Source organism: Helicobacter canis, assembly GCF_900451095.1.
GTDB lineage: Bacteria > Campylobacterota > Campylobacteria > Campylobacterales > Helicobacteraceae > Helicobacter_B > Helicobacter_B zhangjianzhongii.
Genome location: NZ_UGHV01000001.1, coordinates 389,201 through 411,206, shown reverse-complemented (window position 1 = coordinate 411,206; position 22,006 = coordinate 389,201). Strand labels below are relative to the sequence as shown.

At 46.6% G+C, this 22,006-nt stretch carries 16 protein-coding genes and 1 pseudogene; 5 read left to right on the top strand and 12 right to left on the bottom strand.

All coding sequences use genetic code 11. From position 1 onward, the window contains the following. Positions 1–6 precede the first annotated feature (6 nt). The 9 genes from DX060_RS11790 to DX060_RS01990 form a co-directional block, all read right to left on the bottom strand. Positions 7–2,607: a carbamoyltransferase N-terminal domain-containing protein gene (locus DX060_RS11790; RefSeq protein ID WP_258552305.1), complete on the bottom strand. Its 2,601-nt coding sequence runs from the start codon at positions 2,605–2,607 to the stop codon at positions 7–9. Between the two features lie 293 nt (positions 2,608–2,900). Next, a complete protein-coding gene (locus DX060_RS02025) occupies positions 2,901–3,101 on the bottom strand; it encodes a carbamoyltransferase N-terminal domain-containing protein (RefSeq protein WP_115010923.1) in 201 nt (66 codons plus the stop codon). Between the two features lie 66 nt (positions 3,102–3,167). Then, on the bottom strand, positions 3,168–6,185 hold the full coding sequence (locus tag DX060_RS02020; protein ID WP_115010922.1) for an ATP-binding protein: 3,018 nt from the start codon (positions 6,183–6,185) through the stop codon (positions 3,168–3,170). A gap of 48 nt (positions 6,186–6,233) precedes the next feature. Beyond that, positions 6,234–6,746: a hypothetical protein gene (locus DX060_RS02015; protein ID WP_115010921.1), complete on the bottom strand. Its 513-nt coding sequence runs from the start codon at positions 6,744–6,746 to the stop codon at positions 6,234–6,236. A gap of 2 nt (positions 6,747–6,748) precedes the next feature. After that, on the bottom strand, positions 6,749–7,402 hold the full coding sequence (locus DX060_RS02010; protein WP_115010920.1) for a hypothetical protein: 654 nt from the start codon (positions 7,400–7,402) through the stop codon (positions 6,749–6,751). A gap of 10 nt (positions 7,403–7,412) precedes the next feature. Beyond that, the gene (locus DX060_RS02005) at positions 7,413–9,590 is read right to left on the bottom strand and encodes an acetate and sugar kinases/Hsc70/actin family protein (RefSeq protein ID WP_115010919.1); all 2,178 of its coding nucleotides are present in this window, start codon (positions 9,588–9,590) and stop codon (positions 7,413–7,415) included. Between the two features lie 2 nt (positions 9,591–9,592). Continuing rightward, positions 9,593–10,369 carry a hypothetical protein gene (locus DX060_RS02000; RefSeq protein ID WP_147278744.1) on the bottom strand — a complete coding sequence of 259 codons (777 nt, stop codon included), beginning with the start codon at positions 10,367–10,369 and terminating at the stop codon, positions 9,593–9,595. Between the two features lie 253 nt (positions 10,370–10,622). Further along, a complete protein-coding gene (locus tag DX060_RS01995) occupies positions 10,623–11,810 on the bottom strand; it encodes a hypothetical protein (RefSeq protein WP_115010917.1) in 1,188 nt (395 codons plus the stop codon). Continuing rightward, complete coding sequence (locus tag DX060_RS01990; protein ID WP_115010916.1) at positions 11,761–12,750, bottom strand: hypothetical protein; 990 nt, start codon at positions 12,748–12,750, stop codon at positions 11,761–11,763. Before DX060_RS01990 ends, DX060_RS01995 begins: the two co-directional genes overlap by 50 nt. Positions 12,751–12,895: 145 nt before the next feature. Here DX060_RS01990 and hemE point away from each other — a divergent pair, with 145 nt between their 5' ends. Beyond that, complete coding sequence (gene hemE, locus DX060_RS01985) at positions 12,896–13,939, top strand: uroporphyrinogen decarboxylase (RefSeq protein ID WP_115010915.1); 1,044 nt, start codon at positions 12,896–12,898, stop codon at positions 13,937–13,939. Between the two features lie 8 nt (positions 13,940–13,947). Here the strand turns inward: hemE and DX060_RS11110 are convergent, their stop codons facing one another. Then, positions 13,948–14,097 carry a hypothetical protein gene (locus DX060_RS11110; protein WP_181814133.1) on the bottom strand — a complete coding sequence of 50 codons (150 nt, stop codon included), beginning with the start codon at positions 14,095–14,097 and terminating at the stop codon, positions 13,948–13,950. A gap of 171 nt (positions 14,098–14,268) precedes the next feature. On the opposite strand from DX060_RS11110, the gene DX060_RS01980 reads away from it, so the two are divergent. The 3 genes and pseudogenes from DX060_RS01980 to DX060_RS01970 all read left to right on the top strand — a co-directional run bounded on the left by DX060_RS01980 (position 14,269) and on the right by DX060_RS01970 (position 18,312). After that, the gene (locus DX060_RS01980; RefSeq protein WP_115010914.1) at positions 14,269–16,287 is read left to right on the top strand and encodes a methyl-accepting chemotaxis protein; all 2,019 of its coding nucleotides are present in this window, start codon (positions 14,269–14,271) and stop codon (positions 16,285–16,287) included. Between the two features lie 469 nt (positions 16,288–16,756). Then, positions 16,757–17,962: pseudogene (locus DX060_RS01975) on the top strand (argininosuccinate synthase); the annotation flags it as partial. Between the two features lie 80 nt (positions 17,963–18,042). Next, entirely contained in the window at positions 18,043–18,312 is a 270-nt protein-coding gene (locus DX060_RS01970; protein ID WP_115010912.1) for a TRL domain-containing protein, read from the top strand. On the opposite strand, the gene pseF is transcribed toward DX060_RS01970, so the two are convergent. After that, positions 18,299–19,051, bottom strand: a complete 753-nt coding sequence (gene pseF, locus DX060_RS01965) for a pseudaminic acid cytidylyltransferase (protein ID WP_115010911.1) — start codon at positions 19,049–19,051, stop codon at positions 18,299–18,301. The two genes, DX060_RS01970 and pseF, sit on opposite strands and share 14 nt — an antisense overlap. A gap of 9 nt (positions 19,052–19,060) precedes the next feature. Further along, a complete protein-coding gene (gene flgH, locus DX060_RS01960; protein WP_115010910.1) occupies positions 19,061–19,840 on the bottom strand; it encodes a flagellar basal body L-ring protein FlgH in 780 nt (259 codons plus the stop codon). Between the two features lie 202 nt (positions 19,841–20,042). Here flgH and DX060_RS01955 point away from each other — a divergent pair, with 202 nt between their 5' ends. Further along, complete coding sequence (locus DX060_RS01955) at positions 20,043–21,956, top strand: hypothetical protein (RefSeq protein ID WP_115010909.1); 1,914 nt, start codon at positions 20,043–20,045, stop codon at positions 21,954–21,956. The last annotated feature ends 50 nt before the right edge of the window (positions 21,957–22,006 follow it).

Here is a 22,006-nt window from a genome sequence, read left to right as displayed (position 1 = left end):
CGCTCCTTAATCCAGCTCGTATTTGTCTTTAATATCCCTAAACTTTGCGATATGCTCTTGTGGCTGTTTCTCTTTATAAAGAATAAAATCTTCTATCACTAGCAGATCCATCTCCGTCCCCATAAAACACGCATAAGAATCATAAGGGCTACACACCATAGGCTCACCCCGCACATTAAAGCTCGTATTCACTAGCACAGGCACACCGCTAAGCTTATAAAACTCCTCTATCAAAGCGTAATAACGCGGATTTGTCTCTTTATGCACGCTCTGGATTCTGGCAGAATAGTCAATATGCGTAACGCTTGGGATCTCGCTTCTAATAATATTTAGCTTTTCTATGCCAAAAAGCTCTTTTTGCTCTTTGGTAAGTGGGTAGCATTTCTCCCTTTTCACAGGGGCTACAAGCAGCATATAAGGGCTTATATAATCACACTCAAACCACTCATTAATGGCAAAGTCCAGCACACTTGGGGCAAATGGGCGGAAAGATTCTCTATATTTAATCTTTAGATTCATTGTCTTTTGCATTGTGGTGTTGCGTGGATCGCCCAGAATCGATCTAGCCCCCAATGCCCTAGGTCCAAACTCACACCGCCCTTGATGCCAGCCTACGACTTTGCCCTCGCTTAATGCCTTAGCGGTAAGTGTTTTAATCGTGTCAAAGCTGTGCTTTTCATAAATCGCGTTTAGGGAGTCTAGCGCGGCTTGGACTTCGTCGTTGGAGTAGGATAGCCCTAAATAGCTTCCCTGCATAGAATCTTGTAGGGGCAATTCAGCTTTGTGCGATAAATGTGGGAGCTGCAAAAAATCGCTGCAGTCATTACCCTTTAGGTAACTCCCTTGCGATTTTCCTTGCAACCCACATTTCTCATCACAAATCTTAGAATTGCTTGGGCTTATCTTTGGCGTTGGCTTTGGGGCTAGAATCGCGGATTGCTGCGGCGATTCTGCGGTTACATACGCTCTAGTATGCGCCCTTGAATCGCCTTGCAAAGCCACGATTCTATCACCCAAATCCTGCCGCCTGCGACCCTTTATATTTGCGGCGTTTGAAAGCCCCGATTCTAGCTCCAAAATCCTAGAATCCTTTGGCTGCTTGCTTACATTTTTGGCGTTTTCCCTAGAATCCACTTTTTCTAAAGAAACTGCGTTTTCACTAGCGGCGTTTTTTCTGTCATTGCGAGACGCTGCGGTAGCAGCGGCGTGGCAATCCATTTTTGCACTAGAATCCACTTTTGTGCCTTTATGGATCGCCACGCCGACTTCATCGGCTCGCGATGACGATGAAGCGGATTTTTCACACTCAGCCCCTTTTTCTTCTTCAAGGATTCTAGGAATTCTAAAGAAACCTGCTTCGGCTTCGCCTTGCACCGCTGTCGCTTGTTTTGCGGTGGGGCTTTCAAAAGTGGATTCTAGGGCGGTGGTTTTGGTTTCAGCTTGTTTTGTAAAGCCACTGCGGGATTCTAAGATTTTGGAGCTAGAATCGTGGCTTTTCGAGCCGCGCAAGGAGATAAGACTTGGGTGTCTATCGACGCAGCGCGGCGATGAAATCCTCGATTCTAGCCCAAAAGCTGAATCCCTATATCTGGGCTGTTTGCATTCTATGTGGTAGTAAGCCAACCCACACCCCACCGCACTTCCTGCATCTCCACTTGCCGGCTGGACCCAAATATGATCGAGCAGCTTTTCTTCTTTAATAAGCTTTTGATAAATCTTGCCATTACCTACGCAATTAAGCGCGACACCACCGCTAAGGACGAGATTTCTACTGCCACTTAGCCTAGCTGTGGTGCGAGCTAGAGCTATCATTATCTCTTCAGTAACAACTTGCAGGCTTGCGGCTATGTCCATATGGACTTGCTCTAGCTTAGATTCCGGGCTTCTTTGTGCGTGGAAAAGGCTGTCAAACTTGGCATTTGTCATCTTTAGCCCATAAGTGTAGGAGAAATATTTCATATTGAGTGAAAAGCTCCCATCAGGCTTCATATCAATTAAATGTGTTTTGATAGTCTCCACAAATTTTGGCTCACCATAAGGGGCTAGACCCATTACTTTATATTCACCAGAATTGACTTTGAAGCCTAGATAATAAGTAAAAGCAGAGTATAAAAGCCCCAAAGAATGCGGAAAATGCAGCTCTTGTAAAATCTCAATATGATTATCCAATCCCCTAGCAATCGTTGTAGTCGCCCATTCACCTATGCCATCAAGGGTCAAAATCCCCGCATCTCTAAAAGGACTTGGGAAAAATGCGGAACTACAATGGCTTAAGTGATGTTCGCTAAAGTAGAGATTATCTAGCACTTTTTGTTTAAACGCCTTTATCTCTTGTTTGCTTTTTTGCGGATAGAGCTTTTTATATAGAGATTCTAGCTCCCTTGCAATTGTCTCTTTTAAGAAAAGTTTAGTTGATAACCACACCGGGATAGCCTTGACAAAGCTTAGAAAGCCCTTTGGTGCGGTGGCGAAGTAGGTTTCAAGTAGGCGTTCAAAAGTGAGAAAGGGTTTGTCGTAGAAGACAAAAGAATCGATAGAGTCTAGTGTTATGGATTCGGCTTTGCGCGATAAATCGGCGATTTCTGCGGACTCTCGGCGGTTACGCACCCCAAGTGCGCGCCCTTGAGAGTCCTTGAAAAGCCCCGATTTACTAAAGAAACCTGCTGCGGCTCCGCCTTGCACCGCTTCGCTTGTTTTCTCATCGCAAATCCTAGAATCCTTTGGCTGCTCGTTGAGAGTTGGGACATTTTCAAAAGTGGATTCTAGGGAAAGCTGCTCGCGGTGGGATTTTTCACACTCAACCCCATTTTCTTCTTCAAAGATTCTAAGATTTGCGGTATTGCTAGTGGTGCTTTTTATGGATTTTAGGGTAGAGCAAGAGTCTGCGGTTGCCCCAAAGCCTACGCGCCTAGTTTGCCCCCCCCCCCCCCCGTTTGTAATGCAGTGTAGTTCAATGCCGCTTCAATGGATAGTTTAGGAAACGCACTATCAGCCTTAATGCGCGAGAGTCGCTCCTCTTGCAGAGCAAATACAATGCGATCATTTTCTAAAAGCGCGATAGCACTATCGTGGTAGTAAGCAGAAATCCCTAGGATTCTCATCGCTATCCTTTAAAGTATGGTGTGTGCGGGGAAATAAAGCGCGATTATAGCAGTGCTTGCTTAAATCTATGTTATTGCTAGGGCTAAATCCCACGCTTCTGTAACCTCCCCCACCCCATAGCCTTGCAGCAGTTTGCACGCTTTTTCAAGCTTTTGCTCTAGCTGGGTTTCATCTTTGGCGAAGTCATTTGCTAGCAGCAAGATTCTAGCGATAAGCTCATCATCAAAATATTTGCGGGATTCTTGCAAATCTGCTTGCAGTTTGGGGCTATAAGGCGGGCGATTTTTGTTTTTGCACCACGCCCCAAGCGCGTAGATAAGCTTCCTTTGCAGCTTAAGCAGCTGCTTTATATCCTCCCAGCTAGGCTTGGATAAAAACTGCGAGCCTAGCACAATACCCCTTTGATAGCTATCAGCATAAAGTCCATACACACTAGGCTCTAGCTCGCTCTCATCAACAATGGCTTGGGAAGTGTTGGAATGCGGCGTGATCTCTACCAAGACTGCTTTGTGAAAGCCGCTGGAGAATACCGCTGCCACGCCTTTTTCAAGCCTGCTTAGAAACTCCATCTGCTCCTCTTCTAAGGCGATAGTGCTAGATACTGCTTGCTTATCATCTTGGGCGAAGAGCTTATGCACGATTTTGGTGTTGGTGTTTTTTAGCACTTCTGGGGTGAGCTTGTTGGGGATTTGGTCAGCGATGATTAGGCACTCGCCGTATTTGCGCACTTCTGCGAGCATATCCGCAAAGCTCTCCACCGCTTGCTTCTTGCTAGGGTTATCACCGGGCTGGAATTTGCTTAGGAGTCTGTGGGCTTCTTCTATGACGATGATATGCTGGGCTTCTTTAGATGGGCTATGCTTAAATCGCGCTTTAATCGCTTCAAGTAAATGCCCCAAAACAAGCCCCATCACAAGCGATTTTTCCGCGCCATTGCGGATCTCCTCCATTTCTAGCACGACCTTTTTGCTAAGTAGCTCGACAAAATCTAGCGATCGCTTTGTATCAAGCATAAAGCCCTTAGAGCCTAGCACCAAGCTTCCTAGCCGCGCTTTAATCGAGCCGATATACTCGCCCTTCAGTCGCCCTGCCTCATCGCCAAAGCCCTGCGCTTCTACAACAGCCTCTATATTTGCTAGCACATCACTAAGTGTAGGGAAGGCATAGACTCCATCAGCCCAAGGCTCATCAAAAAACGCATTTTCATTGCTAGCGATATTCCAGCCTTTGTCTGCATAGCTTTTGTATATCGCTTGCTCGATGAGCTGGGGGATAGCTGCTTCCATATCAAAGGCAGCTTCTATGCTCGCGCGGATCATATCAATGCGTGAGGTGATACTCTCGTGCGGGAAAAACTCAAAAGGATTAAGCCGAAAGGGCAGGGCATTATCTTTGCCTAGCGTGAAAACTAGCAGCTCATCGCCAAAATTACGGCGCAAGATGCGATACTCTGTCTTTGCTGGCTCAATCACAAGAAATGGCAAAGTGGATTTTAGCAGTAGGGTTTGGGTGGTGGTTGTTTTGCCGCTGCCTGTAACACCTGTGATAAAAATATGGCGATCAAGGGCTTCTCTATCAATGCCTACTTGCTTGGTTGTTTTATTACCACTTTGGATCAAATGCCCTAGCGTGATTTGCTTGTCAAAAGGCGTGAAATTTAGCCCAAACTCCACTTCTTCACGCAATTCTAAGCCGATGACATCTTTTTTGGGCAAGCCTAGCAGCAGTCCTAGCTCCTTTGTGCTAAGCCAATTTGCTAGCTTGTCGCTGCTCTGGGAGCTTAGGGGGACTAGGGCGTTTTGCTCTGGGGCTTGCAGGTGAGGGAGCTGGAGATTAGTGTATGCCTTGCGTGCGGTAGAAGTGGATTCTAAGAGAAAGGCTCGTAAGGGGATTTTGTTGCCCTTTTGACCGCTAAAAAGAGAGATGACCGTGTTTTGCAGCTTGTGTAGGACTACTTGAGAGTTTGAGAAGCAAAATATCCCACTGGCAAAAAGCCCCTTACCGCTGGCATAATCAAGCCTAGGGAGCAAAATTTCATCAATATATTCCTGCCAATTAGCGAAATACTTATTGACAATCTCGCGTGTGCTAGCCTGTGAAGAGCCTTTTTGCGTGCCTGTGGTGTGGCTCGTGCCTGTTTGTGTGCTGCTGCTGGTGCTGACACTCTCCCCCGCGCTGCTGCTATTGCTTTTGTAGTCGCCGCTTGTGCTAGTGCTTTGGCTGTGGTTTGTGCCACTGCTACGGCTGTCATTTGTGCCTTTGGTGATAGATTTGCTCTCATTCCTACCTTGGGTTTGGCTGTGGCTTGTGCTGTGGCTGCTACTAGTGCTTTGATTGGTGCTAGTGCCTTGTGTATGACTCTCACTGGTGCTAGTGCTTTTACTTATGCCTTCACTTGTGCTTGTGCCATCGCTGCTGCCTATCTGCACGCTCTCTTTGGCGAAACACGCGATCGCCCTATATATCTCATAAATCTGCGTCTTGATAGAATCCACTTCTTTATAATTCACGCACGAAGCTATGACCATAAAGCCAAAGGAGCTATCCTGCACGCTATCGATATTGATCATCGTATCTGCTAGGCGATCTGCGCCTTGGAAGTTTTCTTCTTCTATCACGCCGGGCACGCCCTCTATCACGCTGCTTGCTGTGCTGTGCTGGATCTTTTGCAGTAGCTGCTCTTTTTGGACTCGATCAAGCTCGATAAGCTTGCTGCCGCGGAAATTACCCTTGATACTTGGGGCTAGAATCTCTCGCGCAATATCTTTGATACTAAGCTTTAGCTCCCTATCGCTCATATAATCCCTAGCCACGCCGTAGTAGAACTCCACGCCATTTTTATCGCCTAGCATAAGGTAGATGATATTGATCCCGGGTATCCTAAGAGAGCTTAGGACATTTTCTAATGCCTGCATTTGCGGGGCATCGGTGTCTTTGTGGTAAGTAACACTAGAGATGCGATACAGCACGCAGTCTAGGTGGTCTAGCTCTTTTAGCACAGGCTTGTAGGTTAGGGCTGTGTCGCTGCTGTGGTAGTGGTGCTTGCTTTGGAGAGTTTGGGGGAGAGAAGTTAGGTTTATCATTGTTTAATCCTTTGTTGGTTTGTGGGCAGGCAATACTTACAATCAAGCCTAGTTGCTATCTTTAGCTCCACGATTTTTCACATACTCTGCCCACCTATTCCTCTCCCTTTCCCTACTCTTAGGTATCGCAGGGACGCAAGGTGCGTGTATATCCACTTCTATGCTGATATGCAGGCGATCTATCTTGCCTGCTTTATCCATAGCGATAGGCTTGCCGCTTGGAGGCAGCAGCTCTCTTGGCTCTAGGCTACATCGCTGCAATAGCTCTTTGATAAGCCCTAAGCTAGTCCAGCGACTCCTGTCTTTTGCGGGCGTGAAGTAGGGGCTAAGGATCTCATAAGGCGTATCATAGATGAAGCACAGATCCATTCTATCGCTAGAGATGATCTCTAGCTCCCTCTCCCACCACTTCCACAAGCTTTCATCAATGTCAAAGACTTCTTGCCCCTCTTTTTTGAGTTTCTCTACCCCACCTTTGCCATCATTGGTCGCATAGCGGCGGAAAATACGGAGCTTATCATCGCAAGCTACAAATAAGCACGCAATATCAATGCCACTCATAGTTAGCCTTGCAGCACATCTTTGATTTTGGCATTTAGATCTTGGTCGCTTAAGCTTGGGTCGGTGGCTTTTATGGCTTCTTGTAGGGTGGATTTGGCACTATCGATATTCTCTGGCTTCTCCCCTGCGATATATTTGCTCACTTCTTGGGGATTTACGCCGTTTTTATCCGCAGTTTCAATGATGCTTTTGACCTCTTGGGCGTTTAGCTTGCCCTCATTAAACTTCTGCCCCACATCTTTGAAGAAGCTTAGATCAATTTGATCATACTGCTCTTTTACCCCTTCTAGCGTGATAAATGTCCCTAATGCCGCATTTGCCGTGCTGATAGTCTTATCTTCATTGACCGAGCAATCCACCCTGCCAGCCTTAATCTCCTCTTCTAAATACTTGATATATTCCTTTGTGGTCTCAAAGTCCTCTGGCTTTTTATCGCACTGCTGCATAGCCGCGCCAAGATCCTCTGGCTTGGTATCACCACTGATAATCTCAAGTATCTTTCCAATAGCCGTGATGATGTCTCCTACCACAGGCAAGCACTTAGCGATCTCCACCGCGACAGACGCGGCTTTAGCGATAAAGCCTCCTATCGCGGAACACGCACTTGTAACACCACTTACCACAGCACTAATCGCACTTCCGATCAAACCTAACATTTTTCACTCCTTATTCTAATATGTAATCTACGCTATATAGCACGCTATCATCTGCTTGTGAGATGACACTTACTTGTATCCCATTTGCCCCTTTTGCTTGGATATAGATAGAGTCATCTTCTCCATACGCTTTATCGAGCCTGATTGTCTTAAGCTTGGCATTAAGCTCTTTGGGCGAGTAGTCTTCTCTCTCATCGGCTGCCCTTTGATCTGGCGTGTAGAGCAGCTCATACTCTGTAAAATGCGCGTGGTCTAAGAAGAGCTGCTTGCTGCCATCGTGCAGGGCGTTTCTGTCGATAACTAGGTTAAACTCTTTGGCATCGCCTGTGCCTAGGAAGTATTTAAACTTCGCATCATCATTGACACCTACGCTCGAGATGATTTCTATACGCCTATTGCTTGGGCGAGATTCTAGTAGCCCAAAGACTACGCCTGTCTTGCAGGTAACCTTTTTGGCTAGATCTTGCTCTATGGTACTTGCTCCAAACTGCCTTACTATCTCATCATCTGCTTCTGGCGTGCCTAGCGGGGCGTGTAGCTCAAAGCTTATGCCCCCTTTGCCCTCTCTTTTTATCAATGCTTCAAAGGCTTCTTTGACAATGGGCGATCTAGCGGCATTGCCCCCTAGGAAAATATGCAGCAAAAGCCCATCATCTTTGCTTGGGCTTGGGAAATGACTCCTAGCTGTGGCAAGAAACTCTTGGAAAAATTTCTCCACTCCTGCTTGGATTTTTTGCGTAAGCTGGGCGATAAGCTTTTTGGACTCAATTTGTAGTGAAACGCTTACATTATCTCCATCGCTTGTGCATAGATCAAAGCTAGTGTTAGATAGATCTCCAAACTCTTCATAAGCTTGGATATTTTCTACTATGAGGCGTAGCACTTTTATCATCGCCGCGCTATTACGCCTAGCTTCTTCGCTGTTATCGACTTGGTCGCGGATAGCGTCATTTAGCTCTGGGTCAGGGAAGGGCGATTCGCTAAATTTGCAGCCACTCTCACGCATACGCTCTAAATTTTGCTTGAAGGCTTCATAGGCTAAAAACTCTAGCAGATTCTCTCCGCCTAGCTTCTCATCGCCTCCGCCGCCAAAATGCTCTAAGCGATAGGTATAGCCCTTAGTCTGTGAGAGTGATAGCACCCCAAAGTCAAAGTCCGTAGTCCCCCCACCGAAGTCAAATACCCCATAATACACCTCCAAACTTCGCTTTAAGAACTTTTCACGCATAAAGCCATATTCATCAAGCGCGCAGATCGCATACGCCGCTGGCTCAGTGGCGATTTGCTCGACTTTTATGGAGTTGTTGGGATTGGTAAGCACAGCATAAGGGATAGCCTTTTTGATCCCCCTTTCAAAGCTAGCTCGGATCTGTTCTCGCACTTCTTTGGAGAATTTATCAGGGTAGGAGAGGAGATAGGTGGTGTAGATACCATTATCCATCGTGTTGATAAAGCGTGCGAGGTAGTAGGCATAGATTTCTATGGGGTTGAGATCGCACTCATCGCTGCCAATGTGTAGAAATTCTTTTAGGGAAATGGTGTTGTTGTCTTGATCTTTCACGCGGTAAGTTTTGCCATAGCCTGCCCACTGCTTGAGCTTGCTAAAAAAGCGCGAAAAATCCTCTGCTAACGCTTCGTTTTGATGATTTGCCGCAATGTGAGAGATACATAAATCCTTCAAAGCAGTTAGTGGGCGAGTCTTGCAGCTGCTATAAGCGATTTGGAAAGCAGGGATATTGCGAAACTCCATAATGGTGGGGTTTTCATAATCTTCTTTTTTGATCTCGCCGCTTGTCCTGCTCCCCACTCGCAGCAGGCGTTTTTCTCCACTCTCATCGATGATACCTACAGTGGTAGATTTCGTCCCAAAGTCTATGGCGATTACGCTATTTGGCTTGACATCGGCGTTGGGATTTCTCGCAGGCAGCGTTTTAAATAGGGGGATTCTAATGCTGCTTGCACTTACATCGCCATAACGATACAAATCCCAATGCCCGATATTGATGTCATTAAGCCTGCTCTTATTATATGGGCTTATGCCTATGGCTATCTGCTCGACTGCTAGTAGCACTTCTTTTGCCTTCTCAAAGCCCTCTTGTGTCTCTGGCTGTATGGCTACAAGCTTTAGTGCTAGGGGTTCATTTTTGTGTAAGATGATTTCTTTTACATCTAAGACATTTTCTATCATAGCTACTCCTTTATAACAACAAGTGATTTTAGGGTGTCGCCCTTTTTGAAGCCTTGTAGCAGCACTTTGTCGATTGTGCCGCTTACTTTGTCATTCACAGCGATATGCTTTGCCGTGTCAAATCGCTCGCCCTCTTGTGTCTCTATCCGTTCATAGACATAGCCCATCTTGCCTAGAAACTCCCACAGCTTTTCGATAAACACTCGCAAGCTTTGTAGCTCTTGGGACTCTAGGCTTTGCCCATTTTTATGAGATCTTTGCGCCATTTCGCTCATATTTTTATGCACGGTAGGAAGCTTATCTCGTATCCCTAGGATAAAGGCTGGGTTGCTCTCTGTGAGATTTAGGCTAGCGCGGAAGCTTTGGGGCAGCTCTTTATAGCACGCTAAGAGATCTTCGCCAAAGTCCTTACGCAGCGTTTCTAGCTCCTGCTCCTTTGCTTGCAGTGCGTTTTGGGCTTTGCCTAGCTGCTCCTTTGCTGCTTCTAGCTTATTTTGCTTGTCTTTGATCTCTTGCTCTTGGGATTCTAGCTTGCTATTTGCTTCTGCTAGCACTTCTTTTGCTCTCTCTAGCTGCCCTTGCGCTGCCTCTAGCTCGCCTTGCTTTGTGCCTAAATCACTTTTGGTAGTGTCAAGGTCTTGTGCTATACGCTTTGCCTGATCGTGCAACCTATCAAAGCCTTCTTCACTGATAAAATTAAAGCTTACTTCCTTGCCGTTTTCAATTATTATTAGGCGATATTGCTTTAGCCCATTTTTGCTAAGAATTTCTTCTGCCATTATGTATGCTCCTTTGGTGATTCCTACGATTCTGCCAAGATGTCTAAAGAGTGTTTTCCACATTTTTTTCCTTTGCTTCTTTTTGGGGATGTCAATGCCATTAGCCTTGGCAAATGCTACAAATGCTTTGTCCCATTTTTTTAGCATTGCTTCGCGCTTTTTTTCACTATTTTGACTCTTGGCTTTTTCGCGTTTTTTTTCGCGTTTTTTCGCACGCCTTTGCTTGTGTCCTGCCCTTGTGTGGCTACATATTTCATATTTTGCTATTTACTCCTTTGTGTGTGGTTTCCTTTGTCAATGGTTTTTTAGGCAGGCTTTTTACCAATGCCCCTGCCACTACGCCATCTTTGCCTACATAGATCTCCTCTTGTGTTTTTGGATCTTGTATAGAGAGATAGATTAGGGCTTTGATGATCTCTAGCTTTTGATACATATCTTTCGCCGCTGACTTTTCCGCATAGCTTCTAAGCTGCTCTAGCACCCTTTCATCAAAAATACGCTTTAGCTCATAGTAGCTGCTAATCTCTGCTTTTTGTAGCAGCTTCACAAAGCCTTTATCGATATAGTCAATGGGGGCGTTGATATAGGCTAGATTCTGTGTTTTGACCTGTGCTAAAAGAGCTGAAAAATCCTCGCTATTTAGGCAGGTTTGGATCACATCAGAGCTATCTAGGAGCAGCTGCTTTTCTCTCTCGTGCTTCTTGTCTGGCTCGCTGGCGGTGTGGATTTGTTGAATAGAGTCTTTTGTCTGCCTATCTTTTTGCTCCACAAGCTCTAGCAGCTCCTCAAAAGCCGCATCTGAGAGCTCTAGCAGCGCGGCGATCCTATCAAATATCCGCTCGGTTTCTTTATCAAGCTTTTTGTCTGGCTTGTAGCGGACTTTATGCTCAATCTCTGCCCAAATATATTGCAAAAATGTCATTGTCTGTATTTCTGCGCGGAAGTTTTTTAGCTGCTCCTTTGCTACGCCCTTTGCCGCTAGCAGCCGCTCGCCATTCTCCCACTCATCTATGAGTGTTGTCTCGCCATCGATCTCGCGGTTTTCCCAAGTGATTTTGCCATCCAGCAAGCTCTCATCAAACCACACGATATGGTGTATGCCTAGGTAGCCAAACTGCCTTTTTTCATACTTCTCATCACGCAAATTCGCGCTATTTTCATCATCGCGCAAGCTCCCTATACGCTTCACAAATTCAGTGTTGAAGGCTTTTTGATCCTTGGTGGTGTTGAAGATGATTTTCACGCCTGCTAGATCGGTGATTTGATGAAGTGGATCGGTGTAGTCTTTGTTGGGGCGGGTGATTTTGCCCTCTTTGGCAAGATTATCGGCTATGTTTTTGACATAGTTTTTGATAATCATCTCAAAGACTTTGTAGATCTCGCGCCTTTGCTTAAACTTCTCGACTTCGGCTTCTGGGTTTAGGATTGTTGGATTTCTCATTTTTATCCTTTTGTTTGGGTTTGGCAGCTGGATTTGCCTGTGTTTTGGTGCTATGCTTGGACTCTAGCTCTTGCAGCCATTGGGGCTTGTAGAGTCTGTATCCGCAGTGTTTGCAGTAGCCGTCTTTGTCGGCGATGAAAGGGCGGCGCAATGAGTGGGTGCATTTATCTAGCGCGGATAAGGTGGCGTTGCGGATAGTTTGTAGCAGTAGCTTTGTGCGTGATGTAGCAGCACGCCATAGAGTAGAGATGGGGCTATATCGCCGCGTTGCGGCTTGCGGCGTGGCTACATTTTGGGTGGTGCTAGAATCCTTGTTTATGTTTTTTGTGCTTGTGGATCGCTGGTGAAGCAGGGCTTGTAATGATGATAAAAAGGTGTTCCTAGAATCCACTTTTTTACTTGTGGCGTTTTTTGTGTCATTGCGAGCAGGCGCGGTAGCGGCTGCGCGGCAATCCACACTAGAATCCACTTTTTGTGTATCAGCGGCGGCGTTTTCAAAAGTGGATTCTAGGAGTTGGGCGGTTTTTTGTATGGATTGCCACGCCTTGCGGTGCAAGGCTCGCAATGACAGAAAATGGGCGTTGCTCTTAGAATCGTGGCTTTGTGAAAAAGTGGATTCTAGGGGTTGCGCGTTTTTTGTGATTTGTGTTTCAGTGCCGCTTTTGGATTCTAGGATTGCGGAGCTAGAATCGGGACTTTTACTAAAAGTGGATTCTAGGAAAAGCTGCTCGCGGCGGGATTTTTCACACTCAACCCCATTTTCTTCTTCAAAGATTCTAGGATTTGCGGTATTGCTAGTGGTGCTTTTTGTGGATTTTAGGGTAGAGCTAGACTTGTGGTCTGCGGTTGCCCTAAAATCCACAAAATCACTGCTATGATTACCCGAAGCTGAATCTTTTGTCCCCCCCCCCCCCGTTTTAATGCAGTCTAGGATTCTCATCGCTATCCTTTAAAGTATGGTGTGTGCGGGGAAATAAAGCGCGATTATAGCAGTGCTTGCTTAAATCCACTTTTAAGCGATATTAGCTAGAATCCAGCCCATACTTTACGCTCAAACCAAGCGATACTACTTTTAAGGATAAGCGATGATTTTTATCGATGCGGCATTGAAAAAGCCCACGCCCTATACACCTATATGGCTTATGCGCCAAGCAGGCAGGTATCTAAGCGAGTATCAAACCACACGCGCAAAAGCGGGGAGCTTTTTGGACCTGTGTCAAAATGTCGCGCTAGCCACGGAGGTAACGCTCCAGCCTGTGGAGATCCTTGATGTGGATGCGGCGATTTTGTTTAGCGATATTTTGGTGCTGCCTATGGCTATGGGACTAGAGCTTGAGTTTGTCGCAGGGGAGGGTCCTAGATTTTTGCAAACTACGCGCGATGGCTCAAGCATAAACGCGCTTAAAAGCGGCGTGCAAGATGATCTTAGCTATGTGTATGATACGATCTCTAGCGTGCGATCAAAGCTTGCTAGAGATAAGGCATTGATAGGATTCTGCGGTGCGCCTTGGACACTTGCGACTTATATGATAGAGGGGCAAGGCAGCAAGAGCTACACACAGAGCAAAAGACTGCTTTATACCAACCCAACGCTTTTGCACACATTGCTGCAAAAGCTCACAAAAGAGCTTATAGCCTATTTGAGTGCGCAGATTCGAGCGGGGGCAAATGCCGTGCAGATCTTTGATAGCTGGGCAGGTGCGCTTAGCCCTAGGGCGTATATAGAGTTTGGCTTTAGCTATATGTGTGAGATCGCGCGCGCGCTGAAAAAGGACTTCCCAAGTGTCCCGGTGGTGCTTTTCCCCAAAGGTGTGGGAGGCTTGCTAGAAGAGATCCGCTATGAGGTGGATATGTGTGGGGCGGAGTTTGAAGTGTTTGGGGTGGATTGGGGCGTTGGTATGGGGAGGGCGAAGCAGGTGCTAGGAGATAAGTTTGTCTTGCAGGGCAATCTTGAGCCAGCCTTGCTCTATGACAGAGCGGCTATGGAGCAAGGCGTTGATGAGATTGTGCGCATTATGGGGAAGCAAGGCGGACATATCTTCAACCTAGGGCACGGAATGCTCCCAGATTTGCCGCGAGAAAACGCCATAGCCTTAGTGCAAATGGTGAGAGAGAAAACGAAGAGATAGCCTACTACCTAGCCCTTGATACCCCCCCAAGCTAGAATCCACTTTTCACCACAAGCCAGCTCTCTCATTGCAAGCCCTGCCGCAAGGCAGTCGTGAATCCATAAGCCCAAATCTAGCGATAACGCCCAAATCCTAGAATCCTCGTTTGACAAACGCAAATGGATTCTAGGATTTACCCACGCCCAATCCTATCGCCCACTTGCAAGACCGCTGCCATCGCCCCAATCCTATCGCCCAAAAATATTAAACAAACAAAAAGCTAGATTTCACTACAATCAAGCCGCTTTTGTGTCGATATTTCCATACTTCACTTTCTGTAAGGAGTTCCAATGTTTCGTTCATTAGGTGGGAAGCTTACGATAAGCGCGATGGGCATTTTTATCGTCATCATCGTCATCATAAGCTACTTTAATTTCCAAAAAACTTCCAATAAAGTTATCGAGCTTTATCAAGGTATCCAGCACCAAACGCTCGCAGCAAGCTACAAAAGTATCTTTATCACTATGGCTGATGAAGCCCAAGAGCATTTGCGTGTCGTAGCAAGAGACATAGCCAAAACTGATCGCAACGATGTCGTATCCCAGCGGCTGATCCTTAGCACCACTTCTTCACTTGCGAAATATCCTTTGATGTTTGTCGTCTATGAGGACGATGGTAGGACGATTTTGCAAGACTATGATGAGAATAGCAATGGACATTTATCGCCTGCGTGGGATAGCACAGGCGGAGTAGATCTACGCACGCGTCCGTGGTATATCCAAACCAAGCAGAACAATGCCGGCATCATCACCCCTGTATATAAAAGTGCCGTAGGTAAGTATAAAGGGCACGACTTTGCCACCGCGACAATGCCCATCATCAAAAATGGCAAGTTTATTGGGGTCGTGGGCTTTGACATAGCAGTAGATGGATTCCAAGCGCGCTTTGAGGCGTTTAAGAATGCCGAGCTGCCATCGATGAGTGTGTTTATGACAGATAATGGCGGGTCGATCTTCTCCCACGAGGATATGGAGTTTGTCAAAAGTGGATTGTCAAAAGATGTGGAAGTCGCTTTACAAGAGAAGCTTAAAAACGACTCCGATGGTGAAGGGACAATCGACTATTACTTGCGTATGCCAGATGGTAAGGTTGTTGATAAGCTAGGATTCTACAAGCAATTTCCCTTTGGCTGGACGATTGTCGCCACTGCGGATAAATCAGACTACACACGCGCTGTAAATAAAAACTTGATTGAGACTATCATTATGGCAAGCATTATGATAGTTATTGGCGCGGTGGGGATATTTTTCATCATTCGCCACTTCACTGCACCGATCAATACGATTAAGCAGCTGCTTATAGGATTTTTCCAATACCTAAACCACGAGTCTAAAACTGCGCCAAAGCCACTTGTGCTAAAGAGCCAAGATGAGCTAGGGGTGATGGCAGTAGCTATCAATCAAAACATCGAGCGCACGCAAAATGGGCTAGCCCAAGACACAAGAGCCGTGGAGCAGTCTGTCCAAACAGCCAAAAAGATAGAATCTGGCGACTTGCAAGCCCGTATCACAGAGACTCCGCACAACCCTCAGCTAAAAGAGCTAAAAGATGTGCTAAACCATATGCTAGATGACTTGCAGAGAAAAATCGGCAGCGATACTAATGAGATCGCTCGCGTCTTTGACTCCTACACGCGCCTTGACTTCACCACAGAAGTAGCAAATGCTAGCGGCAGGGTAGAAGTCGTTACTAACACGCTAGGCGAAGAGATTAGAAAAATGCTTAAAACTTCCCTAGAGTTTGCCAACTCTCTCCACTCTCAAAGCGACAAGCTAGAAGAAGCCGTAGCCGCCCTTACTAAATCTTCTAACTCCCAAGCCAGCAGCCTAGAGCAAACTGCCACTGCCGTAGAGGAGATCACTTCATCTATGCAAAATGTCTCTGGCAGGACCAATGAAGTAATCCAGCAAACAGAAGATATACGAAATGTCATAGGTATCATTAGAGATATAGCCGATCAGACAAACCTCCTAGCATTGAATGCCGCCATAGAAGCCGCTAGAGCAGGAGAGCACGGCAGGGGCTTTGCTGTCGTAGCAGATGAAGTGCGCAAATTAGCAGAGCGCACCAGCAAATCACTAGGCGAGATAGAGGCAAACACCAACTTGCTTGTGCAATCAATCAATGATATGGCAGAATCTATCAAAGAGCAAACCGCAGGTATCACACAGATAAATGAAGCCATCTCTAGCCTAGAGTCTGTCACCCAAGAGAATGTAAGCATCGCCAATGCTAGCTCACAAATCTCACAAGATGTATCAGGGATTGCCAAAGCTATCTTAGATGATGCCAATAAGAAAAAGGTATAGCCACAAGCGATTCGCTCTTGGGTATCCATTTACTTGATTGCTAAAATTTTGGGGCAGTCATTACCGCTTAGGTAACTCCTGCCCCCAAAACAAGCGCAGCGAAGTTTCTTTAGAAAACAAGCGCAGCGGTGCAAGGCGAAGCCGAAGCAGGTTTCTTTAGAAAACAAGCGCAGCGCAGTTTCTTTAGTAATCCACTCTCCCACTAGAATCCACTTTTTGACTTGCCGCGTTTTTTTCTGTCATCGCGAGCCGATTTATCGGCGCGGCGATCCATAAAACAAACCTAGAATCTAGTTTTGCAAAAGTGGATTCTAGGATTTAGCTCAAAAGTTACATCTCTAGCCTCAAGCCAGCACGCCCTTTTCACAAAGTCTCAAGCACAACTACATCTACGCAAACACAGCTAGATTCTACTACAAGCCCCAAAGTATCTGCTATAATCGATCATCACAAATTCAAAGGAGTAGCAATGGCGATCAAAAAGGTAGTGCTAGCATATAGTGGTGGGCTTGATACAAGCGTGATTTTAAAATGGCTTGGCGATACTTATGGCTGCGAGGTGGTAACCTTCACCGCAGATATTGGGCAAGGGGAAGAAGTCGAGCCAGCACGCGCCAAAGCCTTAAAGCTTGGCATTAAGGCAAAAAACATCTTCATAGAAGATTTGCAAGAAGAATTTATCCGTGATTTTGTCTTCCCAATGTTTCGTGCTAATGCGATTTATGAGGGGGAATATCTGCTAGGCACAAGTATCGCACGCCCATTGATTGCTAAAAGACTTGTGCAAATCGCGCAAAAAGTCGGTGCCGATGCGATCGCGCACGGCGCGACAGGTAAGGGGAATGACCAAGTGCGCTTTGAGCTAGGGGCGTATGCGCTAGACCCGGAGATTAAGGTCATAGCTCCGTGGAGAGAGTGGGATCTAAATAGCCGAGAAAAGCTCCTAGCCTATGCCAAAAAGGCTGGAATCCCCATTGAAAATGCGAAGAAAAAGTCCCCCTACTCAATGGACGCAAATCTCTTGCACATCAGCTATGAAGGGCAAAATCTCGAAGACCCAAGCCAAGCTCCAGAAGAGAGTATGTGGCGGTGGAGTGTAAGCCCTAAAAATGCCCCCAATACGCCTGAAGTCATCACCATAGAGTTTGAAAACGGCGATGGCGTGGCGATAAATGGCAAAAAGCTAAGTCCTGCAAAATTCTGGCAAAAGCTCAATGCGCTAGGCTCTAAGCACGGCATAGGCAGGCTTGATCTTGTGGAAAATCGCTTTGTGGGTATGAAATCGCGCGGCTGCTATGAGACTCCGGGCGGGGCGATCTATCTAAAAGCACATCGAGCGATAGAATCCATCACGCTTGATAGAGAAGAAGCACATTTAAAAGATGAGCTTATGCCGCGCTATGCGAGCCTGATTTATAATGGATTTTGGTTTAGCAAGGAGAGAGAAGCCCTGCAAGCTCTCATCGACACCACGCAAAAAAGCGTGAATGGACTTGTCCGCCTAGAGCTGTATAAAGGCAGTGTAATGGTGCTAGGGCGGGAGTCTAGCAGCTCGCTCTTTAGCGCGGCATATAGCACCTTTGAAGAAGATAGCGTCTATGATCAAAAAGATGCCGCAGGCTTTATCAAGCTCAATGCCCTGCGCTTTATCATCGCGGGCAAAGCTCGCAAAAAGTCTAAAAAATCCACCAAAAAGCTTGATAAATCAGGGGCGAAAAAATCAGGCAAAAAAGAATCCAAAAAGAAGCAAAAATAATGCATAAAAATCTCGCGCTTGTGCTGGCGTTTTTACTCTGTGGCTGCGGCACGGTCTATACGCCAGGCAGTGCCACAGGTATGGCAAGTAGTAAGAAAACAGGCATTGGGATTTGCAAGAACTTTTTCTACTTTTTTGACTTTGGGGATTGCACGATCGCAGCAGCTGCACGCAATGGCGGGATAGAGAAAATCGCTACCACAGATTTCGCTCGCAATGGCTTCCCCTATATTTACACCAAGCGTACGACAATTGTTACAGGTGAGTAGAATCCATAAAGGCGCGGAATTTTAGCTCTGCTAGATTCCAGTCTTCTAGCGTGTCGATGTCTTGGGCTAGGGAGTGGGGGAGAATGATTGGGCAAGAGTGCGGCGCAAATATGGCTAGCTCGTCTTGCCACGCCCACACTCGCCCGAAGTAGAACTGCCCTGCATCGTGATAAATCCTAGGCAGATCTTGGGAGCGTTTGTGATAATGCTTGGGGAAAAGCATAGAAACGCCGCTATTTGCACCATTTGCACCGCTCTTTTTGATACTAAAGCTTCGGTAGGGATTGTAGCTATACTCTAGAGCGCCAAAGCTATATGCCGCGCTAGAATCCAGCAGAGCCTGCAAGCCTTGAGCAAGAAAGCTTGCTTGCAAAAGTGGGGCGGTGGGGTAGATCACGCAAAGCACATCGCAAGAGCTAGAATCTAGCCCTAGCTCTTTGATCGCATGCCGTGCCACAGCGGCAGTGGGCGTGAAGTCATCGCTTAAAGAGCTGGGGCGTAGAAAGGGAGCTTCCGCGCCAAAGCTTGCGGCAATATCGGCTATGTGCTGTGAGTCTGTGCTAACAATCACGCGTGAGAAAAGCTTAGATTCTAGCGCGGTTTTGATAGGGTAGGCGATGATGGGCTTGCCGCAAAAGGGCTTGATATTTTTATGCGGGATTCGCTTGCTTCCACTTCGCGCTGGGATTAGGGCGATAGTCTTTGGCGCGCTAGGGCTTAGAGCAGCGGCATTTAGCATAGAATCTGCTTAAAATGGAAATTCATCTTCTATGGCTTTTGCGCCATCTTTTTTGTGGTTGGTCTGCCCGATCGCGCCAATGCTTGTGTAGGCGATTTTAGAGTCGGCGATATATTTTGATGAAATGCTATTATCACGCTCGATGTCATAAGGGCGGATCACGCCGCTAATGGTTACTAGCCGCTTTTCACCATCGATTAGCACTTCATTGTGTCCATAGACGAAGTAGTTGCCATTTTCTAGCACTTTTAGGATTCTAGCGGTTATGGAGAATTTCAGCGCGTCATTGCGGCTTTGCTGTCCGCTGCCTTTGAAGTTGGAGTTATCGGCGGTTTTTTGCAGGGTGTAGTTGGTTTGGTTGTTTAAATCTTGGGTGTCTTTGGCGGCTTGCTCATCGCTGCCGTTGTAGCCTAGCACAGGGGCATTGACTGCGCCGCCGCTTGTGCTTGTGTAGTCTTTGGAGCTAGAGAGTGAGGCGTTGGAGCTTTCATCGATATTGATGGTGATAAGATCATTTGGGCGCATAGCTCGCCTATCGGCAAAAAGTGGGCGATCGCCCTGCCCAAAGAGTGAGCCTGCTTGCGCTGGAGCTGGGAGAAACTCTTTGCTAGGCATTTCATCGACATAGGCTGGGGGGTTGAAGTCGATTTCTGGGGTGAATGCGTGGGCTAGGCTTAGTGCGCTAGCCACTAGTGCTAGTGCGGTGATCGCGCGCGCCTTGCGTGATGTGCGGACTTGGATTCTAGGGCTTTTGGCTGTGTGTGCTGGCTGTGTCCTTACAATGCTCATCTAGGCTATCCTTAGTGGTGTTTAGTAGTGGCTAAAGCAAAGGGCGTTCCACTCACTGCGCCAAACCTTAGCGAAGTATATGCTATACTGCGCGCTTATTTTATGCAGGGGGTAGTTATGAGCAAACGCGGATATATATATATATATATTAGTAGTTATTTGTGTCCTTTGTGGGCTGGGGCTTGCATATAGTCTTGGGAGTGTGCAAAGGAGCGCGACTTTTAGCACGATCACTTTAGATATAGAGCGCACGCTAGCTAGCAACTCCGCAGCCAAAAAGGCTGATGAATTTGCCGGGATTGATGAGTTTGCCGCTTATGCTAGGGCGCAGAAATTTACGCATTTTACTTATACATTTACATTTGTGCCTAGTGGCAAAATTTTCACACATAATCGCCTCTATGCAATGCACGCTATCGCACTTGATCCACATATAGAATCTATCACTTTTGCTAGGAAGGGGTGTGGGCAGTTTGTAGCAGGCTCGCTTCTTGCACCAAGTGTGCTACAGAGCTTGAGTGAGCAGGGGCTTATCTATACACTAAGCATACAGAAGAAATTTTACAGAGCTGTGGCGATAGGCTTGCTCGTGCTACTTCTTATAATGCTTTTGCTCCAAAGTAGCGTGCGTGCTTATCTAGCTAGAGTATCGCATATACCCACACTTTTTAAGCCTAGTGATAGTGTGATATATGTGTGTGATTATAGCCTTACACAGGCTCTACGACTTAGGTGGGATTTCCCCACAATCGCGTTTATCTTGTATGTGGTAGGGCTTAGTGCTTTGATCGCTTCTAGGGCGACTTTATGCGCACTTGTGGGCGATGATTGGATTTATAGCTCTACTTATCCGGCATTTTATAGTCCGCTGGATTTTACAGGCGTGCTTCAAGGGTGGTTCTGGCAAAGGGGGCGACATATCGCTGATGTGCTGATGGTAGCAAGTATGCGCCCCTTTGGCGAAGTTCTAGTAAGCTTTGGTGTAGAAGTTGTAGCGGCTTTTAAAATTGTGGCGGCGTTTTTTAGCGTGTGTGCGTATTTGCTTATAAGCTGTATGGCTAGCGTGCTTGTGTATTGGATCAATCAAAGGCGAGATTTTAGGCTGATTTTTGTGCTGGTATCGCTTGTGGTATTTGTGCTTTTTACGCTTATTAACTTTGTCAATATGGCGGCGTATGTGTGGAGTGCTGGGGTGGCGTTGCTGGCGTTTTTGCCTGTGGGGTATTATTTTGTGTTTGGCAAGGAAATGCGCTTTAGCCGCAATCTCCCTATGCATATCGCATTTGTCTTTGTGCTTAGCTATTGCGCGTGCTTTCAAAATGAGCCAAGCACGCTATCTATCGCTGGGCTTAGCTTTTTGCTCCTGCTTAGCAGGGGGTTTAGGGGTATTAGTGCTATGGTGTGGTATTACTGCGCATTGCTATGTGCTATGCCAGCTATCGCTACGCTTTTGACCTATGTCTCTGGCAGGGGGAAATGGCAGCAAGAAATCATACAAGACACCACCACTTTAGGCAATATCAAGTCCTATCTAACAGAGCTTATTGCAAGCAATCATATCGCCTTGCAGTGGGTGCTGATCGCTTCTAGCGTGCTGCTTATGGTGCTTGCGTGGCAGCATATACGCAAAAGGCTTGCCCCAGAGCTAGCTTTGAGTGCTGCTATGCTGGCAGTTGGGCTTATAGGGGTTGTGGGGTTTAGCGCGATTAGGGTGAATGCCGTGTGGTTTTTGGTCTTGCTCGTGCTTTGCGCACTTTTTGGCGTGGCGTTTTTGTGGCGACACTCTCGTAATGGTGCGCTTGCCTTGGCGGGTAATTTTGGCATTGTGGTGCTTATCTTTACCCTGCTTATTGCTTCAGCTAGAGTGTATGAAGAGTCTTTTAAGAAGTATTATCCAGCGCATAATGCCCCCTATAATCTCATCACTCTTTTTGTAGAAGCTCAAGCAAAAGGACAAGATGAAATCACTCTAACAAGCAAAGACATCGCTTTATACAGCCTTGAGCTTCAACGCCTAAACACCGATCCAAAGGGCTATCCAAATGAGCATATAAGCTACTTTATGCGGCATTATGGCTATACAAAAGACATCATTGCTATCCGCCGCGTGGAGTAGCGCGGCAAGCTTGCCTATGCGACTCTTGTAGAATCTATGTGCTAAACTTG

Coding starts and splice junctions, on each gene's coding strand:
- DX060_RS02025 (WP_115010923.1), bottom strand. CDS start 3,101: ATGAGAATCCTAGGGATTTCTGCTTACTACCACGATAGTGCTATCGCG.
- DX060_RS02020 (WP_115010922.1), bottom strand. CDS start 6,185: ATGATAAACCTAACTTCTCTCCCCCAAACTCTCCAAAGCAAGCACCAC.
- DX060_RS02015 (WP_115010921.1), bottom strand. CDS start 6,746: ATGAGTGGCATTGATATTGCGTGCTTATTTGTAGCTTGCGATGATAAG.
- DX060_RS02010 (WP_115010920.1), bottom strand. CDS start 7,402: ATGTTAGGTTTGATCGGAAGTGCGATTAGTGCTGTGGTAAGTGGTGTT.
- DX060_RS02005 (WP_115010919.1), bottom strand. CDS start 9,590: ATGATAGAAAATGTCTTAGATGTAAAAGAAATCATCTTACACAAAAAT.
- DX060_RS02000 (WP_147278744.1), bottom strand. CDS start 10,369: ATGGCAGAAGAAATTCTTAGCAAAAATGGGCTAAAGCAATATCGCCTA.
- DX060_RS01995 (WP_115010917.1), bottom strand. CDS start 11,810: ATGAGAAATCCAACAATCCTAAACCCAGAAGCCGAAGTCGAGAAGTTT.
- DX060_RS01990 (WP_115010916.1), bottom strand. CDS start 12,750: ATGAGAATCCTAGACTGCATTAAAACGGGGGGGGGGGGGACAAAAGAT.
- hemE (WP_115010915.1), top strand. CDS start 12,896: ATGATTTTTATCGATGCGGCATTGAAAAAGCCCACGCCCTATACACCT.
- DX060_RS01980 (WP_115010914.1), top strand. CDS start 14,269: ATGTTTCGTTCATTAGGTGGGAAGCTTACGATAAGCGCGATGGGCATT.
- DX060_RS01970 (WP_115010912.1), top strand. CDS start 18,043: ATGCATAAAAATCTCGCGCTTGTGCTGGCGTTTTTACTCTGTGGCTGC.
- pseF (WP_115010911.1), bottom strand. CDS start 19,051: ATGCTAAATGCCGCTGCTCTAAGCCCTAGCGCGCCAAAGACTATCGCC.
- flgH (WP_115010910.1), bottom strand. CDS start 19,840: ATGAGCATTGTAAGGACACAGCCAGCACACACAGCCAAAAGCCCTAGA.